The 19,733-nt window shown below is 60.5% G+C and carries 11 protein-coding genes and 1 pseudogene; 4 read left to right on the forward strand and 8 right to left on the reverse strand.

All coding sequences use genetic code 11. From position 1 onward, the window contains the following. Positions 1 to 439 (forward strand): annotated as a pseudogene (locus ACFPLB_RS17305) (hypothetical protein); the annotation flags it as partial. A gap of 76 nt (positions 440 to 515) precedes the next feature. Here the strand turns inward: ACFPLB_RS17305 and ACFPLB_RS17310 are convergent. The 5 genes from ACFPLB_RS17310 to ACFPLB_RS17330 form a co-directional block, all read right to left on the reverse strand. Further along, positions 516 to 5,177 carry a DUF3320 domain-containing protein gene (locus tag ACFPLB_RS17310; protein ID WP_378232007.1) on the reverse strand — a complete coding sequence of 1,554 codons (4,662 nt, stop codon included), beginning with the start codon at positions 5,175 to 5,177 and terminating at the stop codon, positions 516 to 518. A 26-nt stretch (positions 5,178 to 5,203) separates the two neighbouring features. Then, on the reverse strand, positions 5,204 to 8,434 hold the full coding sequence (locus tag ACFPLB_RS17315; RefSeq protein WP_378232010.1) for a type I restriction endonuclease subunit R: 3,231 nt from the start codon (positions 8,432 to 8,434) through the stop codon (positions 5,204 to 5,206). Further along, positions 8,431 to 9,654 carry a restriction endonuclease subunit S domain-containing protein gene (locus ACFPLB_RS17320; RefSeq protein ID WP_378232013.1) on the reverse strand — a complete coding sequence of 408 codons (1,224 nt, stop codon included), beginning with the start codon at positions 9,652 to 9,654 and terminating at the stop codon, positions 8,431 to 8,433. The genes ACFPLB_RS17315 and ACFPLB_RS17320 overlap by 4 nt, the downstream gene beginning before the upstream one ends. Further along, the gene (locus ACFPLB_RS17325; protein WP_378232015.1) at positions 9,651 to 11,660 is read right to left on the reverse strand and encodes a type I restriction-modification system subunit M; all 2,010 of its coding nucleotides are present in this window, start codon (positions 11,658 to 11,660) and stop codon (positions 9,651 to 9,653) included. The genes ACFPLB_RS17320 and ACFPLB_RS17325 overlap by 4 nt, the downstream gene beginning before the upstream one ends. A gap of 82 nt (positions 11,661 to 11,742) precedes the next feature. Then, positions 11,743 to 12,567, reverse strand: a complete 825-nt coding sequence (locus tag ACFPLB_RS17330) for a WYL domain-containing protein (protein WP_378232017.1) — start codon at positions 12,565 to 12,567, stop codon at positions 11,743 to 11,745. Between the two features lie 361 nt (positions 12,568 to 12,928). On the opposite strand from ACFPLB_RS17330, the gene ACFPLB_RS17335 reads away from it, so the two are divergent. After that, positions 12,929 to 14,488, forward strand: a complete 1,560-nt coding sequence (locus ACFPLB_RS17335) for a hypothetical protein (RefSeq protein ID WP_378232019.1) — start codon at positions 12,929 to 12,931, stop codon at positions 14,486 to 14,488. A 187-nt stretch (positions 14,489 to 14,675) separates the two neighbouring features. Here the strand turns inward: ACFPLB_RS17335 and ACFPLB_RS17340 are convergent, their stop codons facing one another. The 3 genes from ACFPLB_RS17340 to ACFPLB_RS17350 all read right to left on the reverse strand — a co-directional run bounded on the left by ACFPLB_RS17340 (position 14,676) and on the right by ACFPLB_RS17350 (position 18,191). Beyond that, positions 14,676 to 15,743: an integrase core domain-containing protein gene (locus tag ACFPLB_RS17340; RefSeq protein WP_378232021.1), complete on the reverse strand. Its 1,068-nt coding sequence runs from the start codon at positions 15,741 to 15,743 to the stop codon at positions 14,676 to 14,678. A 245-nt stretch (positions 15,744 to 15,988) separates the two neighbouring features. Then, positions 15,989 to 17,887: a heavy metal translocating P-type ATPase gene (locus ACFPLB_RS17345; protein ID WP_378232023.1), complete on the reverse strand. Its 1,899-nt coding sequence runs from the start codon at positions 17,885 to 17,887 to the stop codon at positions 15,989 to 15,991. A 76-nt stretch (positions 17,888 to 17,963) separates the two neighbouring features. Then, positions 17,964 to 18,191 (reverse strand): heavy-metal-associated domain-containing protein, encoded by a 228-nt coding sequence (locus tag ACFPLB_RS17350; protein WP_173935112.1) that lies wholly within the window; start codon positions 18,189 to 18,191, stop codon positions 17,964 to 17,966. Between the two features lie 108 nt (positions 18,192 to 18,299). Here ACFPLB_RS17350 and ACFPLB_RS17355 point away from each other — a divergent pair, with 108 nt between their 5' ends. Continuing rightward, positions 18,300 to 19,232, forward strand: coding sequence for a LysR family transcriptional regulator (locus tag ACFPLB_RS17355; RefSeq protein ID WP_173935113.1), 933 nt, complete (start codon positions 18,300 to 18,302; stop codon positions 19,230 to 19,232). A gap of 96 nt (positions 19,233 to 19,328) precedes the next feature. Then, positions 19,329 to 19,727 (forward strand): cupin domain-containing protein, encoded by a 399-nt coding sequence (locus ACFPLB_RS17360; RefSeq protein WP_169289221.1) that lies wholly within the window; start codon positions 19,329 to 19,331, stop codon positions 19,725 to 19,727. Positions 19,728 to 19,733 lie beyond the last annotated feature (6 nt).

Genomic DNA, 19,733 nt, shown 5'->3' on the forward strand with positions numbered 1-19,733 from the left:
AGGCCGGCTCTCAGAAGATACGCTGATCAACAACCTTGCCCATGAATGGGCGTCTCTGCCAACAATCTCTGGCAAAGGAGCTTATGCCGGCCAGAACGCCGCGGTCAGTCCGGATCGCGTACGACGGGTGCTGGCCAAGGTTCGAGAACATCATGCTGCTAGCCAGCCGGCACGTGAAATTGTGGTGGAGCGGGCAGTCGACAAGCCCATCGTTCCCGTCACCGTTGAAGCTGAAATCCGCAAGCGCACCGATCAATGGAGCTGGATCACCACCATCTTCGGCTCGGGCGGTGCAGGACTTGCAGCGCTCGCCGGCATGGACTGGCAGACTGTCATCGCCATCGGCGCGCTCGCGCTGGGCGGCCTCATCATCGCGTTGCTGTTACGGCGCCAGATCGTCTGTGCCGTGCGCGACGTGAGGAGGATGATTGAGGAGTGACAGCGCTGGTGCGATTGTTTTCATCGTTTCTAGGCGCGCCCAACTAAGCCGATACTTCCGGACGGTTTCTCGAGCATTAGACATGTTTGGAAAGAGTGCCGTCGATCACTCCGCGCAGATCCGCTCCTACCCGGGCGAAGCCGAGGAGCCGTGCGGTCGCCACGATCAATTCCTCACGCGGCATATCCCCGCTTTCGGCGACCACCCGGGCAGCCGCCGCACGTATCTCGACGGGCGGCAGGTGTCCCGCCGTTCCTGGTGCGTTGGGCGCGGACCGGTCGCGCACAGGCGGGTCATCCTGCTGTGCCTTGGTCATCACGAACTCCCTGTCCGCGACGATCCCGCCCGAACGCATGGCGCTCGCGAGTGCTCGGTCCGACGCCTCGCGAATACGCCTGCCGGTCCGGCTCTTGCCGAACGCTTCGGCTACCCTGCGCGCGATCAAGTCGCGGTGGATCGGGCCTTCCGCCTGAACGATCTTCGTCACAAGGTCCGAGAGCAGATGTAGCGGCGCCTCATGCGGCTCGAAGCTCGCTTTCACGGTGAAGATGGAGACTTCGTAGGCGAGCGCGGACAACTCGAGTGGCGGGGGCAGCACGGTTTCCAAGTCCGGAGCAGTCTCGGCCGTTTCCTCAACGGGCTGCAATCCCTCCCGGTTTGCTCCCGTGTAATGGGGCCCATCGGTTTGTGCGGCCTCCTCAAGCGCGGCTCGAAGGCGGTCGATCTCTGCGTGGCGTCGATAAAACCAGTCTGTACTCCAGACTCGGTGGAACCTCCAGCCAAGCCCCTCGAGCACGTCTTGGCGAAGCCGGTCGCGCTCCCGCGCCCAAAGCGCCGAATGGTAGGCGGAACCGTCGCACTCAACCGCGAGGATGTAACGGCCGGGCTGATCGGGGTGCCGGACCCCGAGGTCGATCAGGAACCCCGCCGCACCAACCTGGTGATCGCAGGGGTAGCCCATGTTTCGGATCACGCTGGCGACGTCATCTTCGAACGGGCTGTCAGCCGGCGCACCACTCGCTTCGGGTTGCGCAAGCTGGCCGGAGCGGGCGAACTCGAGGAACCGCTTGAGCACCCGAGGCCCGTCACGGCTAGTCCTAGATGTGTCGATGTCGTTCGGGTCGAACGAGCAAAAGACGATGCAACGGGTACGCGCGCGGGAGAAGAGTACGTTGAGCCTCCGCTCGCCCCCCTCGCTGTTCACCGGCCCGAAAGACATGGAGGTGAGCCGGCCGTTCGGCTCACTGGGTCCGTAGCCGACCGAGATAAGGATCACGTCGCGCTCGTCACCCTGCACGTTCTCGATGTTCTTCACGAAGACGTCTTCTGAGCGTCCCTCGCGCAGGAAGGCGTCGAGGATCTCATCCTCGCGTCGGGCGATCTCGAGGACCTCCGTCAGCATGTCGGACTGCGCCTTGGAGAAGGCGACGACGCCTAGGGACAGGTCTGGACGGCTCCGGGCGTGCTCGACCACGGCGCGGGCCACCGCCTCGGCCTCGATCCGGTTCGTGCCGGGGCGCCCACCGCCGCGAGAGCGGCTGGAATAGACGCCGGGCACCCGGCGGAACGCGAGCCCGTAATCGGGATCGTTCTGGACCGGCGACGGGGGAAGGATCAGCCGGTGCTCGTAGAACTCGGCGTTGTTCACGGTGATCAGCGATGGATCGCGGGACCGATAATGCCATTCCAGCATGGCCGGGTTCAGCCCGCGCGCCTCGCAGAGCGTCAACACGCTTTCCATTTCGGTAGCCGACGCGGTTTTGATCTCCTCCTCGTCTTCCTCGTAGTCCTCCTCGTCAGAGCCGGCGACTCGGTCAAAGAAGCTGGTGGGCGGAAGCTGTTTCTGGTCCCCTACCACGACGATCTGGCGGCAGCGTGCAATCGCGCCGAGTGCGTCTTCGGGCCGGACCTGGCTGGCCTCGTCGATCAGCAGCAGGTCAAACTCTGTCGAGCCCGGCGGCAAGTATTGTGCGATCGAGATCGGGCTCATCAGGAGGACCGGCTTGATTCGCTGCACCATCTGGCCCGCCGCGCGCATGATCTGCCGGATCGGCTTGTGACGGCGTTGCTTGGCCATCTCGCCTCGCAGGAATCCCATTTGCCCTGACGCCCCCGTGGGCAGCTGGGCGAGGTGCTTGGCGCGCACGAGCCTTCGGGTCTCCTCCATCCGGGCCTCCTCGAGGCCGCGGAAGGTCTCAACGAGCGCGTGCCGGTCGAGATGGGCGAGCCCGTCGAGATCCGGCAGGGCAGCGCGCGCAGCTTCCCAACGGGCCTCGGCGCTGGCATACAGGAACTCGTCCACCGCGTTTTCCGGTTCGATCACTCCCTCATCAAAAAGGGCTAGCATTGGGGCGAGACCGTCCGCTTCGAGTCGGGCCGACAGGGCGGAGAGGCGCGACCATTCCCCGTAGCGGCCTATCCCGTCGCGCATGCCGATGATCCGGGCTTCGATCCCTGCGAGGGACTGCTCATCCCAGACGAGGACAAGCCGGTCCACGATCGCCGCAAGCGCCGCTCGTGCTGCGTCCAGCGCGGGGGCCAGCTCCGCCGCGGCGTCGGCCGCTGCACAGATCCGGTCCAGCGCTTCGGATGTATCGATCGGAGCGATCTCGGTGAGGCGGGCGAGCCAGGCGGCCTGCGCCTGCAACGCCGCGAAAGGGGTGCGCTCCCCGCGCCAGTCCGGCCCAAGTAGAGATGACAGGAAACCCTCCTCCTCAGCGAGGGTCTTTCGGAGGCCTCGGACGTTGATCAGCGTGTCGACCAGCCTGAGCCGGTCGGCGGGCGATTTCGGCAGGGCTCCGGACAGCAGAGTCGCAAGCTCCCGGCTCGCCCCACGATAGGGTCCGAAAAGGCGGGACCAGAAGGAGCCGACTCCGGGTGCGAGTCGTGCCCTGAGCGGTGCCGGGTCCATTCCGAAGGCGGCCTCGGTGAAGGTCGCGCCGGCGTCGTCGCGCGCTGCGGCCCAAGTAGACCCGGCCGCAAGGGCCTCGCCGAGCCGCAGGTCTCCGGCATGGGCCAGAAGCGCGCTGGTTGCCGTTCGGGCTTCATCGGGTCGGTCTCCGGCCGCGATCAGGAGCGCATGGAGGGTCGCACATTCTTCGAGGTTTCCCGGTGCAGGCCGTCCAGCTGCTTCTGCGACGCGGGTCGCCGTGTCGCGCAGGGTCATGACCGCATCGGCCGCGCGCGCCAGATCTGGTTCAAGCCGTTGAAGGTCCGTGGGCTGCAGCGCGGTCGCCCCGACCCCGAAGAACGGGTGCTCGGCGCGCGTGCCGGTCCGGGCCAGCAGCTCCGCATAGGCCGCGATCCGGTCTGAGTGTTCCCGGCGCGTCGCATCGTCCAAGTCGGCCAACCCCTCGCTTGGGAGCCGTGGCGGGGGCGCGTCCTTGCCGACGAAACGGGTGATCTCGGCCATCGCGCGGAATGGGGTGAACTCGTAGCCCGGAACCGGCTGATGCAGCAGGTCCGCCACTCTGTTCAGCCGATCACGCGCTTCGCGCAGCGCGTCTGGCGGTCCGGGCATCTCGGGGATCGCCGCGCCGGCCGCCAGCGTCCGCGCGAGCTCTTCCAGAAATGCCCGTTTGTTGGCGGCGCGCGAGTGGATCTCAAGGCAGAGATCCCCGAGCCCCACCTTGCGCAGGCGGTCATGCACGACCGAGAGCGCGGCCATCTTCTCTGCCACGAAGAGGACCCGTTTTCCGTCATGGGCAGCCGCGGCGATGATGTTCGCGATCGTCTGGGACTTGCCCGTGCCGGGCGGTCCCTGCACGACGAGATTGCGACCGGCGCGCACCTCTTCGATCACGCGGGTCTGCGAGGCGTCCGCGGGAACCACGTGCAGAAGGTGACCGGGTTCCAGCCGCGGGTCAAGCCGTTCCTGTGGGCCGAAGAGGGGCGAGGACCGCTCGAACCCGCCGTCGAGTAGCCCGGCCAAGACCGGATGCGACTCGAAGGCGTCCTCGGGCCAATGCTCCGGTTCCAGGTCCCGCATCATCAGGAGCTTCGAGAAAGAGAAGAATCCCAGCTGCATCCCGTCCCGGTCGATCGACCATCGCGCGCGCCCCTCGATACGGTCGGAGAGCTCTTCGAAATAGGATTCTGGGCTGAAGCTCTCGTCATCAATGATTTCGGGTAGCTCGAACCCGAAATCCGCGCGTAGCCGTTCCTGCAGGGGCAGGTTGGTGACGATCTCAGTATCGCGGGCGCGCAGGTTGAAGGTAGCACGCCTGTCATCCCGGACGAGTTCGACGGGCACAAGGATCAGAGGAGACTCGCGCATCACATCTGAGCTGTCGCTCTCGTACCAGCGCAGGAACCCCATCGCGAGGTAGAGGATGTTGACGCCCTGCTCCTCCTCCGCGGTTCGAGCGTCTGTAAAAAGGCGCAGGAGGCGGCGCTGCAGAGCCTCGGGGCCGAGCCGGGTCTCCAGCAGCAGGTCCCGATACCGGGCTTCGCGATCTTCAGGGTCTTCCGCATCATCAGCCAACGCCAGGAGAAGCGGCTCATTCTCGGGCTGCTCCTCCTCTTCCTCATCGCGAGGCTGGAAACGCATCATTTTTCCTTGCGTCTTCAGCAGCTCGAAAACATCCGCGCTTCGCTCCTCGACGATGTCGAGCACGTTGGCGCGCTTCGCGGAGCGGTTGACATGAATGAGGCGGTTTCTGGTTCCCGTTTCCACGAGCCGGCGCCGGGCGTCCTCGAGCAGACCGGAGAGGTTGGTGGAGCGGGGTTGATCTTGCATATGCCTATCTTCCAAAAATCGATCACTTACTCATTCAGGCTGAGCGCTTCACCCCGTTTCAGGATCTCGTAGATCACCCCCTCGAGGATCGGCAGGGCCTGCCTGTCTTTGCTCAGCAGCAGTGTCGCAAGTGAACTATGCGAGGACATTGCTCTAACCACGGCTGCCTGGACGGCGCCGGGCAGGTTCCCCTTCATCGCCTGATCTTTACTGTTCTTGTTGATTTGGGCCATCACGACCGGGTTCTCGCGGGTGATCGCCGCAACCTGGTTAACGAAGGCCACTTGGTCCTCAAGCGGGGTCGCCTCGCCGAATAGGCTATTCAGCCGCTCAATTAGCTCCTGCATATACACGGGCAGAGCGCCGGGTCGTGAACCGCCACCACCGCCCTTCACTGGGTCGAGGGTGGGCGGCTCCTCGTCTTCGTCTTCACTTGTCGGTTCCCGCTCTCCGATTTCGTAGCCAGTCAGCGCGATGCCGTGCAGGTCGATCTCGGCTGCAGGCACTCGGTCGAGCCGGTTTGCCAACAGCTTTGAGAAAGCGGCAAAAGTCTCTAGGTCTGGGTCCCCTAGGTCTACCAGCTGGGCGATGTAGGCGTAGAGTCGTCCGAACCGGGACAAGCCTGACTTGAAGTCGGTAAGGGAAACGATCGCTGTTTCGACCTGCTCGCGTTCGTGGTCGGCACGCTTCATCCCATCGTCGTTCCCGGCGCTCTTCGCGCGCTGCCAAGCATCCTCAGCCGCGGCCGCACGCTCCTGCAGCTCGGACAAGCGCCGGTTGTAGGCATCCGTCGGCTCTTGCGTCGCAGCGTACATTGCCTTGTGCGCCGCCTCGTCGTCGTTCCCGGTCGCAGCAGACGCAGCGGTCCGGAAACGGGCGCGCTGGAAGTCGAGAATATGGGTGCCGTCGTAGATACCCTGATCGTCGAGAAATTCCTTCAGGTCGTAGATGACGTTGAGGTCCTGAACCTCCTCAATCCGAGCGCCCCGATCGTACTGGGCGAAGGCGGCCCGGACCACGTCCGGACCGTTAATGAAGTCGATGATGAAGGTCTGATCCTTCCCCGGGAAAGTCCGGTTCAAGCGCGAGAAGGTTTGGACAATCTCAACCGCGTTCGCGATCTTCTTGTCGACGTACATCGCAACCAGCTTGGGCTGGTCGAAACCGGTCTGAAACTTGTTCGCCACGAGCATTACCCGGTATTCTGGCCGATCGAATGCGTGGCGCAGATCTTTGCCAACTGCCTCCGGGTTCATGTTCGCCTCGGTGAATTCGGCGTCCTCCTCGACGACGAACGCGTCCCCGTGGAGCAGATCGTCGTTCGGGTGCATCACTTCACGCCCAGTGAGCTTGCCGGAGAAGGCAACAAGGGTTCGGATGTGTCCGTATTCTGAGTTCGCGGCGATGAAGGCGTCAAAAGCCCGCTTGTACCGGACCGCAGAGGCCCGCGAGCTGGTGACCACCATCGCCTTGGCCTTCCCGTCCAGAAGGTGGGCCACATTCTTCGAGAAGTGCTCGATGATGAACCGAACCTTCTGTGCGACGTTCGTCGGGTGAAGCGTCATCCACTTCGCCAACGCCCGCTTGGCGGCCTTCCCGTCGACCCGCTTCTCGTCGACTATCTCCTGTCCGAGGTTGAATGCGGTCTTGTAGGGGACGTAGCCGCGCAGAACGTCCAGGATGAATCCTTCCTCGATTGCCTGGCGCATCTCGTACTTGTGGAATGAGACCGGCAGGTTGTCGTCCGAGGCGGGCTTGGTGGGATCGGCTGGGCGACCGAAGAGCATCATGGTCGAGTGCTTAGGGGTCGCCGTGAAGGCGAAATGGGACACGTTCGATGGGCGCTTACGGGCCCGCTGGATTTCGAGCAGAATGTCCTCGACCGTCATCTCCTCCGCGTCCTTGCGCGCCGACAGGGCCAGCGTGGCCTGCAGCTTGGAGGCGGTGTTCCCGGTCTGGGAATTGTGCGCCTCGTCGATGATCACTGCGAAGTTCCGGTCCCGCAGGGACGTCTCGGTCAGGATCGCCTCCATGGCGAAGGGGAAGGTCTGGATGGTCACCACGATGATCGGCGTGCCCTTCAGCATCGCGAAGCTCAGCTGATCGCTCTTCGACTTCGACGAGGTCTCCCGGTCGATCGCGGCGATCAGACCCTTCTGGTGGTCGATCTGCTGGACCGCGTCCTGCAACTGACCGTCCAGGACGTTCCGGTCCGTCACGATGATCACCGTGTCGAAGATCGGCGCCCCGTCGACCCGGCGCAGCTTCACCAGGTCATGCGCCGTCCAGGCAATCGTCGAGGTCTTGCCCGAGCCCGCGCTGTGCTCGCATAGGTAGGGGTGCCCGGGCCCCTTCGCTTTCGCGTCGGCGATCATCTTGTTGACCGCATCGAACTGGTGGAACCGGGGAAAGATCAGGGTCTCCTTGACCGACCAGTTTCCCTTCAGGTCGACCACGTTCTTCTTCTCGACATAAACGAAGCTGTGGAAGATCCGCAGGAACGCGTCGGGCTGGCAGATCTCCTCCCAGAAATAGGCGACGGGATACTCACCGTCGGCTCGCGCCGGGTTTCCGGCGCGACCGTTGTCGCCCTTGTTGAAGGGCAGGAAGAAGGTGTCGTCGCCCGCGAGCTTTGTGGTCATCCAGATCTCGCTGTCGGACATCGCGAAATGGACAACGGCGCCGCGATGCTGCGTTAGGAGCGGGTGCTTTCGCTTCGTCACCGGGTCTACGGGCATACGGTCGCGGCGATACTGGGCCTTCGCATGTTCGATTGACTGAGTGAAGTCGGTCTTTAGCTCGACGGTGGCGAGCGGCAGGCCGTTCAGGAACAGGCCGAGGTCGATGGCGAGCTCGCGCCCGGGGTGATACTTCAGCTGCGGCACGACCCGCAGCCGGTTCGACGCGTAGCGGTGCAGGACCTTCTCGTTGCGCTGGTCCTCGGGGGCCGCCTCGGACAGTTCCAGATGCCCCGCGCCGGCAATCGAGAAGCCCCGGCGCAGGGTCTGCACTATCCCCTGTTTCTCCAGCGCGGTCTCAAGCCGGTCCATGACGACGGTCAGGGTCTTGTCGCCGTTCATCCCGTGAAGCCGGTCCCATTTCTGGGGCTGGGTGGCCCGGAGCCAGGCTTCCAGATCCTCCGGATACATGGCGCGGTCCGCGTCATAGGCGTCGGAGGCGCCGACCAGCCAGCCCGCCTCGGCGAGCTTACGGACGATATGGGACTCGAGGTGCTTCTCGTGATGCAGGTCGCTCATGCCGCGGTCCTCACGTCGATCTTGCCGGTGACGGCGGCTGTGATCAGGGCGGCACGCTTCTCGCGGAGAAGGTCGATGCTACGCTCGGTCAGGGCGATCAGATCATCAATCCGCTTTCCTTCGTTATCGAGGCGCTCAGCGATTTTGCGCTGCTCTTCAACGCTTGGAACCACCACTGGCACAATTCGCAGATGCGGCCATTTTATCTGCCGCTGAATGTCTCCGACACTCATCGAGGAAAGCATGAATTTCTCGACATACGGACGAGCTCGGAACATGTAGTTTGCGAAGGTTGGGTCGATCTTTTCCCGATCCAGCTTCAAGACGAGATAGGCGGGGCTGACAATACCCCGATGAAGGGAGACACCCAGAGAACCGCGCCACGCTTGCTGGTTGTTCATCACCAAATCGCCTGGCTCGACCATCTGGTATTTTTCGAGGCTCTCGGCAGGTTTATGAACCAAACCGCCACCCTCCGAATACGGGATGACGCCCCTATCAAGATAGACTGACAGAAGACCTTCGTCCGGACGGCCTGAAATCGACTTCGGTTTAGCCACAGACCAGAAGGGGAAGCGGCTCCATCCCTCCTTAGGGGAGATCGCCTCGATGATATCGGCTGTCCGCTTTTCCTTCAGCAGCGCGATGAACCGGGTCTTCTTCTCGATCAGTCCGTCAATCTGGGCAGTCTCGCGGTCGAGGAACGCGACGATTTCAGCCTGCTCATCGAGATCGGGGGCAACCACCGACATCCTGCGAAGGTCTTCATATCCGAGAGACTGACGCAGACCGCCGCCCATCGAATAAAAAACTTTCTGCACGTCATATGCGCGCATCAGGTAATTCATGAACGCCGGCAGCACGCCCTCCGACCGCACGGCTAGATAAGCCGACGTGATGATCCCCCGTTCCGGACAGATCGCCGACCGAAGGCTACGCTTGTCGTTCTGGAGGTCGGTCAGACGGAACACGACATCGTCCGGCTCGACGATTTGATAGGTCTCGAAGGACTCGGGCAACAGGCCATTCGGCGTGTTGATGTCCTTGCGGATGATGTTCCCGTAGCTGAGGGATAGAAGGTTGTCCTCCTTCATCCCGATGTTCTTCGCCCGTCGCTCTTTAGCCACCGCAAAAAAAGGGCGTTCCTCCCAGTGCGCCGGGATTTGCTCAATCCAAGGTGTTTTTGCGGGCTTTACCTCAGCCGGACGCCGGTAACTCATTCCGTCACCTCCGACAGAACCGCCGCGATGTCCGCCTCGACCGCCTTCAGCTCGGCGTCGATCTCCTCCAGCTCGCGGGGCGGCTGGTATTCATAGAAGTAGCGGTTGAAGTTGATCTCGTACCCCACGACGCCCACCTGGCCGTCGTATTCGTCGCGAAAGTCCTCATCAACGTAGGCGTCAGGAGCATGGGGCAGAACCTCCTGCGCCATGTAGTCCTGAATGTCCGCGCCAAGGGGGATATTCTCAAAATCCGTCAAGTCGTCATCGGGCATGACCTGGCCCTTCTTGTCGCGCACCGGATCGAGGTCAGGATCCCGCACGCCGAAGGCCTTTTGGAATGCCTTTACCAGCGCGGCATTCACCTTTCCCAAAGCGGAGTCCCGTTTGGCCGCATTCTTCGTCCATGCGTCTATCCAGCCCCAGGCCTGCTCGTCGCCCGTCATCTTCTCGAACAAGGCGGTCCAGCCGGCCTGCTGCTTCGCGCTTAGCTTGCCCCAGGCCGTCTCATCAGCCAGTGCCGCCAGCCCCTCGGCCGAGAATACGAGCTTCTTTCGCATTGGGCGCAGGACCTTCACCCGGCGGTAGCCGAAGTCGCGGCTGTCGAAGATGCGGCTCTCCTTCGTCTCGACTAAGTCGGCATACATCCGGACGATCTGGCGGATCTGATCGTCCCCGATGCGGCGGCGCTTGTTGCCCTCGCTCTTGCGCATGGGCTCGAACAGCGCGGTCGCGTCGATCAGCTGGACCTTGCCCTTGCGGTCGGCCGGCTTCTTGTTGGACAGGAGCCAGATGTATGTGCCGATCCCGGTGCGGAAGAAGATCTCGGTCGGAAGCGCGATGATAGCCTCGACCACGTCCTCCTCCAGCAGGTAGCGCCGGATCTCGGATTCCCCTTGCCCCGCATTCCCGTTGAAGAGGGGCGAACCTGACAGGACGATGGCCGCCCGCCCACCGCCGCGCTCCGGCGTCTCCAGCTTGCTGAGGAGGTGGAGGAGGAACAGCATCGACCCGTCGCTGACGCGCGGCAGCTTCGGGCCGAAGCGGCCCTCGAACCCCTTCTCCTGATGCTCCCGGACCACGGCAGCCTGGTCCATCTCCCATTTCTTGCCAAAGGGCGGATTCGAGACGCAGTAATGGAACCGCTCGTTCGCGAGCTTGTCGTCGGACAGGGTGCTGCCGAGCTTGATGTTCTTCGACAAGTCGCGGCCGGGATCGGACTCGACGGTCTTTAGCAGCATCGAGGCGAGGCAGACCGCGTGGGTCTCCGGTTCCAGCTCTTGGCCGTAGGGAACGATGACCGGGGCGACCGAGTACCGGTCGCGCAGGGCGTTCACATGTTCCATCCCATCCGACAGGAAGCCGCCGGTGCCGCAGGTGGGGTCATAGAGGGTCCGGATCAGGCCGGGGTTGTCGATGAACATCTGGTCGTCCGGGTCGAGCAGCAGCTCGATGGCTAGATGGACGACGTCGCGCGGGGTCATGAAGTCTTCGGCCGCTTCGTTCACCTCGGCGCCGAAACGCCGGATCAGGTGTTCATAGACGTTGGACATCACCCGCTCTGGAACCGCGTCCGGGTGGAGGTCGATGGCGGCGAAGTTCTGGCAGATCTTGTAGAGGACCCCGGCCTTGTCCATCCGGGCGAGCGTGTTCGCGAAATCGAACTGTTCGAAGATCACGCGCGCGTTGTCAGAGAAGGAGGCGATGTAGTCCTCGAGGTTCTGACGGGTGCGGGTCGCACCGAGGCTGCGCAGGTCGTAGTTCGAAGTGTTGTAGAACGGGTAACCGGTCTGGGTGCGCAGGATGATGTCCAAGTCTATCCCGCTGTCCTTCATCTTCTTGACAGTTTCGCGAACCTGATCCCGGGTCGGTTCAAGGACGCACTCCAAACGGCGCAAAAGGGTGAAGGGCAATATTATCTTGCCAAAATCGACGTGCTTGAAATTCCCCCAGAGATCGTCCGCGTTTTTCCAGATGAAATCGGCGAGGGTGGAGTTCGTATTCATCTGTCTTCCTTAGTACTCGCGGCTTTCTGAGGTGCGGATATGAACCCCTGGCAGCTTAATTCGCTTGTGGCCTCTATCGTCATCATGCAGTCCCGCCGAGAACCTGGTTTCGGTTTAGGAGAACGATCTGCTGGTCCTGCGGCTTCCGAGCGGCCGGGTCGGTATCGAGCCCCAGCCGCTTGAGCGCATAGTAGAACAACGCGCGTCGGACCTTGATTTTTGCCTTGCCGCCCCGCATTCCGTAATCGAGCGCGATGACTTTCTGCTGCGTGCCGGACAGCTCTGGGTGCGGCCCGATCTCCAAAGTCACCTGCTCGTTCCAGTCGGCATCTCCATCAACATCGACCTCGCTCGGTTTGGTGCCGCGGGTTTCGATGATCCGTGAGAGAAGGAAGTCCTTAAAGCTCTGGTCGGTGAGGCAGAAGGCCCGTGTGTGCCAGCGAAATCCATCAAACCCGATCGCGTGTGGCGCAATCCAGCGCCAGCGCGGCTCCGGCCGGGACAGGGACTGGTATTTGACCTCGATGGCTTCTGATCGCCGAATTGCGGCAATCATCGAACGCAGGGTCGTGGCATTCACTCCTCGGGCAGGTGTTGGTGCAGAATCGTAGGAAGGGAACTGGCCAATCCAAGTGTCAGCATGGTCGAGAATGCCGTCGGCGGCGGAACGAAGCTGAGATAGGTAACGGTTGGCGTCCGGCTTCAGGAACAATGGATCGAAATTGCCGCTTCGAATGTAGGTTCGAGCGCTCTTGTCGTAGACCATGTTGCCGGGAGCCATGCCGATGTAGCGGTTCAGATCGGTCGACGCTTGATTGAGGGAGACCCCGAATGTGCCCATCAGGTCAGAGCGATTGACGCACCCTTCCCAAAACAGGCGGAACTCGATGAACTCGAGTCGTCGCACAACACTCCAACGAAGATTGGCTGTTTCAGCCCCCAAAATGCCCCCCAAGATATGACCAAGCGGAAACTAGGATCATCCAGTTTCTGGTCTATCAGGCAGCGTAACGTAGGCTTGGAGCGTATTCAATCGAGAATGCACAAATAGATCGGGGTGCGGTGTTCCACCATCTCAAAGGCGAAGGGCCGCGCCCGTCACTGGTGCGGATTTCACCAGCCGGCAGTAGATGCACCCATTCCGGCACCTCGCTGCCAGTGACGGAAATGTCGACGTTGGCACAAAGCGCCATCGCGTCTGACGCGGTTGCGGAATGCAGCGAAACAAAATGTGAACTGTTGCAAAACATGCCGGCAGATTAGCGGGCATGACGAAGCCAATCCATGCCCGCACAAACGGGCATGTCGTCAAATCAGAAAGGGGCGCAGAGGAAAAGCGGGGACGGCATCAACAGCGACGCATCCGGCTGCAAGCTGTCATGGACAATGATAGACATGAATCTATGACAAGCGGGAGGGGAGAACAAGAAACGATGAGCGGAAAAAAAAATCTGGTCGGGAGATCTCTTGAGAGAGTCTGGCATGAATGGATTAAAACCCAATTACTCTTGACCGATGCTGTTGAAAAGAAAGACTTTACGTCACTCACTCACCTTGGAAACATTCCGGGATTTGCGGGCAATAATGATCTGCTTAAGCCAGAAGGTCTACAGCATCTGACTACGGCAGCGCGTGAGCTACTTCACTGGGAAGGAATGGAACGGCAAGTGAGTCTTCGTACTATGCGAAGCCTGCTGGGCAAGGCGTTTAGTGATGAGGTCACGGCTATCCGCCATAAAAAAAAGACCGTTTTTAATCCGGATCTTGTCTCAGGCCCAGCTGTCAGGGAATTGAAAGCGCTGAAACGCGATAACGGTGCATATGTAATACCAGCTATTTTCGCTCCTAGTGCCAAGCAGACGAATATCCTAATCGGTCCAGTCTGTATCATCAGCAAACAGTTGTTTCTGGACAAGCAGCACGACGCGCTTGTTCTCGGGAAAGACAAACACGAGCCACCATGGCCCGATTTTGTCGGTGAATGGGAAAAATACATTAAACGCTTTGACCACTTTGTGGTGGTGAAAGTTGATAACTGCGAAAAGGAAATGGCTTGGAAAGCAGCCAGAGAAGCAGCAGAATTTGCGCTGAATCTCATACGCGTGAGCTATGGCTATTTTTACACAAAAAATATCAAGCTGGCGGGTGGTTTTCTCCAGGATGATCGCTCGGCTCAATTGTGGTTCGATGAGAATGGCAATGCGCTATTCTCAACTGCTCATGGGCCTTGGGGGAGCCACTTTGACGATAACTGGTTTCAGCTGGTCAACGAGCGTCAGGGTGGTTTTAAGCAAATATGGTCGAGTTTCGCCCAAGTGCTTGCAAGTGGGAAGAGTCTCGTTCGCCCAGTTTTTGAAAGACAGCAATATGCGCATCAGCTGATATCTGAAGCCTATTGTGAACCGCACGATCATATTCGTCTGGTGCGGTTGACGGCTGCGCTTGAAGCGTTCGCCATGCCCGAAAAAAACGCGATCAAGGAAAGTCTGGCACACAGATGTGCTTTGGCCGGCGGCTGGAGCAACACTGTTTTAGCCCATGAAATTTATTCGACAATCAAAAATGCCTATGACATCCGCAGCGCCATTGTTCATGGCCGCGGGGCAACACATGAAGAGATCAGCACGGCGTTCTTTCAGCTGGAAAAATATCTCATTGATATCATCCAGGGTTTTTCAATACTTTATGCTGGCATTGAAAATGCATCTGCACCGAAAAGCGTCGATAAACTGCAAAAAGAACTTACAAGACGGATAGATGCTTTCTTCTGGTCGCCTGACATAGCTCTGTCTGACAGTATGGGTTTTCAACTGTCATCGAATCTATAGCCCTTCACATCATCACTTTTCAGTAACGCACTCAGTGCCTGGCCATACTGCAATCAATAAAATTGAAATTCACTGAAACAGGAACGCTCATTTTAACTGTATCAGTCCAATCGAACAGCAAGACGTCCGGCTTTGTTGGCGGGCTGGCATAACGTGCATCCTGCAGCTTGCATTGTCAGGATGGAGATCACACCGCTTCGCGAGTATAGGACGTGATGATCCCACCAAGTTGGCGCCGGCGGCGTATGGGGCCGTCACGGGCAGGACGAAAGTCCACCTGAAGCACATTGTTTCCGATTTCTCGGCCGCGATGCGGACGCTCGACATTGTAATGGCGCACCCAAGTGCGAAGGATGTAATCGAGCTGCGATCGATTGAAGCAGACGAAGAAATCCAGGCATTCGCGCTTGATGGTGCCGATGAAGGATTCGGCGAATGCATTGGCGTTTGGTGCCCGGTGCGGGATCTGGATGACCTGGACGCTTTCAGATTTCCAGACGGCATCGAACATGGCACTGAATTTGGTGTCGGCATCACGGATCAGGAAGCCAGGCGTGATTCCCTGTTCCTCACACCACATCAACGTGTTGCGGGCCTGCTGGGTCACCCATGCTGAGTCAGGAGAATAGGTCGGAGCGCTGCAGAACACGCGCCGGCTGCCAAGATGGATGAAGATCAGCACATAGGCCGTCATCGGTCCACGGGCTGTAAACACCGTCTTGGTGAAGAAGTCACAGGCCACCATGCTTTCCATATGCGCCTGGACGAACGTGGACCAAGGCAGCGACGGCTTCTTCTTCCGCTTCTCTGGGCTTGGATAGATACCCGCCTCGTTGAGAACGCGCTTGACCGAATTGGCGCCGGCGTAAAGGCCGAGCTTTTTCAGCTCACCGACAATGCGCTTGTAACCCCACAGAAGGTTTTCTGATCCGATACGAATGATGGCGTCGCGCAAATCCTGCGTCAAACGTGGGCTGCCCACCGCCTTGAAAGGGCGTCCGTTACACATCTGAGTAAGCCAGCGCCTGTAGGTCGCGGGCTTGGCTACTTCCATGAGCTCGTCGATGTCGTGCCCGCATTCGGCACCGATGCGTAACAGCTCGGATTTCTCGGCAGGCGACAGGATAATCCTTTGCGTTGGAATGCGGGCCCGCAGAATATGGATCTGGGCCTTGAGCAATCTCATTTGCGCATTGTGCCGCGGCATAAAAAACTGAGCCAAGAAGATCAGAAGGAAGGAAAACGCAGAATTCATCTTGCCGGATACCATTGCCGTGCTTTAAAAAATGCCGTCCTGTCAATGCGATAAGGCATTCCTACATTTTGGCACCCCTCTGAAAAGGCCAAAAATGTGCGGACCGGACAATGGGTGTCAGGAAGCCCCGGCATCTTGGCCTGTGAAGCCTGCCTGACCAGCGAAAACCCTCGAAATCTGTGCTTGCGCCTCTTTGCGCTACGGCCACCGGCATTTGCGTAGAGTTCCGCCGAGAGAGTTCGTTTTCAGGTTGGCTCCCTCCGCGCCTTCGGCACCCGCAGCAGCCGCATGCCATTGGCGATGACGATCAGCACCGACAACTGATGCACCAGCATGCCGCCCGCCATATGAATGTCGCCCGAGAACACACCGGCCAGCAGTCCGGCGACGGTCACCAGAGCGATCACCAGATTCTGGCGCATATTGCCAAGTGTCGCACGCGAGATCGCCATGGCCTCGGGGATCTTGCCGAGATCATCGTTGAGGAGCGCAATATCGGCGGTCTCGATGGCAACATCGCTGCCCGCGGCACCCATGGCAATGCTGGTGTCTGCAGCCGCAAGCGCCGGTGCATCATTGATGCCGTCGCCGACCATGGCGACATGGGCACCTTCTTCCTTCATCTTGCGGATCAGATCCAGCTTGTCCTCGGGCATCAGGCCGGCATGGACCTCATCAATCCCAACCTCGCGGGCAATGGCTTGCGCCGCGCCCTCCTGGTCGCCGGTCAACATGACGACGCGCCTGATACCGATCTCGCGCAGGCGGGCAATGGCATCCTTCGCACCCTCGCGGGCCATGTCAGACATGCCCAGCAACCCGATCAGTCTGCCGTCAGTCGCAACCATGATCGGTGTCTGGCCAGCCTTGAGCAGCCGCTCCAGCCCGGCTTCACCCTCCGCGCCGAGCGGGATGCCCAGCTTTTCCATCAGGCGGCGGTTGCCGGCGGCGACGTCATGCCCTTCGATGCGGGCGCTGATGCCCATTCCGGCATGTTCGTCCAGCGTCTCGGGCGTGGGCAGCGGACCTTGCTTGCGACCAGCTTCGACGATGGCGCGGCCAAGCGGATGGTCCGATCCGGATTCAGCAGTAGCGGCAAGGCGCAAAAGCCCATCTTCGCCGAAGCCTTCAAGCGCGATCACCGTAGCCAGACGCGGCTTGCCTTCCGTCAGCGTGCCGGTCTTGTCGAGCGCCAGCGTATCGATCCGTCCGGCACTTTCCAGATGCTGACCACCCTTGATCAGGATGCCGCTGCGTGCCGCCCGTCCGATACCGGCGACAATCGACACCGGCGTCGAGATCACCAGCGCGCCGGGGCAACCAACGACCAGCAGCGTCAGCGCCAGCCTGATGTCCTGCGTGAAGGCGAAGGCTAGAACGGCAAGCCCGATGATCGCAGGCGTATACCATTGCGCAAAACGCTCAATCATGCGCTGGCTTGGCGCCTTTTCATCCTGCGCTTCCTCAACACGCTGGATGATGCGGGCATGCGTGGTGTCTGCGCCGACATTGGTGGCGCGGATGCGTAGGAGACCGTTCTCCGCGATGGTTCCGGCATGGACGAGGCTGCCAGGTGCCTTCTCGGCCGGCATCGGCTCGCCAGTGATCGCAGCCTCGCTGACGGCAGCTGTGCCCTCGCTGACCTCGCCATCGACGGGGATGCGCTGGCCGGCCTTGACCAGCACGATTTCGCCAGGCTGCACTTCATGGGCGGGTATTTCGACCGGCTCACCATTGCGCAGGACGGTGGCGGTGGCAGGTGCAGCGTCCAGAAGTTCCTTCAATGCGCCGCGGGTCTGGCCCATGGTCCGCACTTCCAGCCATGCGCCGAACATGAAGAGAAAGGTGACGGCAGCCGATTCCCAGAATTCGCCAATCACCAGTGCGCCGACGGCGGCGACGGTGACCAGAAGTTCGATGCTGAGATGCTTGACGCGCAAAGCTCGCCAGGCGCGCACCGCAATGTCGGAGCCAGCTAGCAAGGCGGCGGCGACCATCAGAGCCGACCATAACTCGATCATGCCAAAGCCATAGCGCGCCAAAAGACCGATGGCGATCAGCCCGCCACTGCCCACAGTCAGCCAGAAGCGCCGGCGCGCTGGGTGCGCGACGGCGCTTCTGATCTTCATAGTGACACCGCTCATCTCAACTCTCCTATTTCAGCATCCGCGAGGCGAACCGGCCGCGCCCTTTCTCGACGCGGCCGGTGAGTGGGGTTGGTCAGAAGGCCGATGGTCTTGCTTCGTAGCCGGTGCTCCTGACCGCCTCGACCAGCGCCTCGACGCTCGACTGGCTGGGATCGTGTTCAACCTCGATCTTGCCGGTATTGAAGCGCACAGCTGCCTTCTCGACGCCCGGCAAGGCATTTAGCGCCTTCTCGATCTTCGGCACGCAGGACGGGCAGGAAAGTTCGTCGCTACGCAGGACGGTTTTCATCGCTTGAGACATGGCTTGCTCCTTTCAGCTTCGGCCAGACGGGTGATGCTGGCCCTCGCTTTCAGATATGGTCTGTGCGAGACTGCATTTTGATTGGCAAAAGCAGCAAAGACATCTTGCATGGATGCAAAGGCACAAAATTGGGATGACCTGCGCTACTTCCTGGCAGTCGCGAAGACCGGGTCGCTATCTGGTGCTGCAAGAAGGCTCGGGGTGAATCACTCGACCGTATTTCGCCGCATTGGGGCCTTTGAGACGGAGCTTGGGGTTCGTCTGTTTGAACGCCTGCCAAGTGGTTACCTGCTTACCCAAGCGGGAGAGGAGATGCGCGAAGGTGCGCTGCGGGTCGAGGATGAGATTGCAAGCCTCAGCCGCAAGGTGACCGGGCAGGATCTGCGCCTCAGCGGCATGATCCGCGTGACCACGCTTGACATGCTGGCCTTTGGTTTGCTGCCGCGCCACCTTGCCAATTTCCGGACCGTCTATCCTGGCATCGAGGTGGAACTGATCGTTGGCAATGTAACGTTGAACCTGAACCGGCGCGAGGCCGACATCGCCTTGCGGGTTGGAAACGCTCCACCAGAAACCCTGGTCGGCCGCCGTGTCGGGCAGCTGGTCTTCGCAATCTACGGCTCCGAGAACTATCTGGCCGGCAAGGGCGGCACCGGGCTGGAGCAGCATGACTGGATCGGCTTCGATACCGAGCACGCTGCGCTCACGCGACGTTTTAGTGCCTTCCTGCCATCGGCCCAGCCGCTGCTGCGGACAAATTCGATTGCTGCCGCCATCGCCGCCACAAAAGCTGGCTTGGGATTAGCTCCCTTACCTTGCGGGCTTGCCGACCTTGAAACTGATCTCGTGCGTGTGGCCGCGCTGCCGGAAGACTTCACGCTCGATCTGTGGCTTCTGACCCATGAGGATCTGCGTCAGACGGCACGGATTCGTGCGTTCCTTGATTTCATGGCCAAAGAATTGGCAAAGGAAGCATCTGTGCTGGAGGGACGGAGTTCCAGCGATGCCACGCGGACCGGATGGAAGGATGATCTTTGCTAAATACCTCCCACCGACGACAACTAGCCTTTCGCTTGAACGCGATCAAGATTCGACCCAGATTATTGGTACAAAGCTGATGAACGAAGGAGCAGATTAATGCACGGATTTGTCGATGACATCGAAAAGTTGACCGAGGAGAACGCCGACTATCGGCGGGTCCTCTATACGGCGAGGAACATGCAGTTGGTCCTGATGGCGCTACAGCCCGGCGAAGAGATTGGCGAAGAGGTGCATGACGGTGGCGACCAGTTCTTCCGTGTCGAGAAGGGGCAAGGCGAGATCCTGATCGATGGCGCCGCACACAAGATAAAGTCGGACATGGCGATGATCGTACCGGCGGGCGCGCGACACAATGTCAGGAATACGGGCGACGAGCCCCTCAGGCTTTACACGATCTACAGTCCTCCCGAACATGTCGATGGCGTCGTCCATTCGACCAAAGGCGAAGCCGACGCTGCCCACGAGCACTTCGACGGAAAGACGACCGAAGAATAGCTCGGC

Origin of the sequence: Aquamicrobium segne (assembly GCF_042656785.1) — a bacterium.
In the GTDB taxonomy this organism is placed as follows: domain Bacteria; phylum Pseudomonadota; class Alphaproteobacteria; order Rhizobiales; family Rhizobiaceae; genus Mesorhizobium; species Mesorhizobium segne.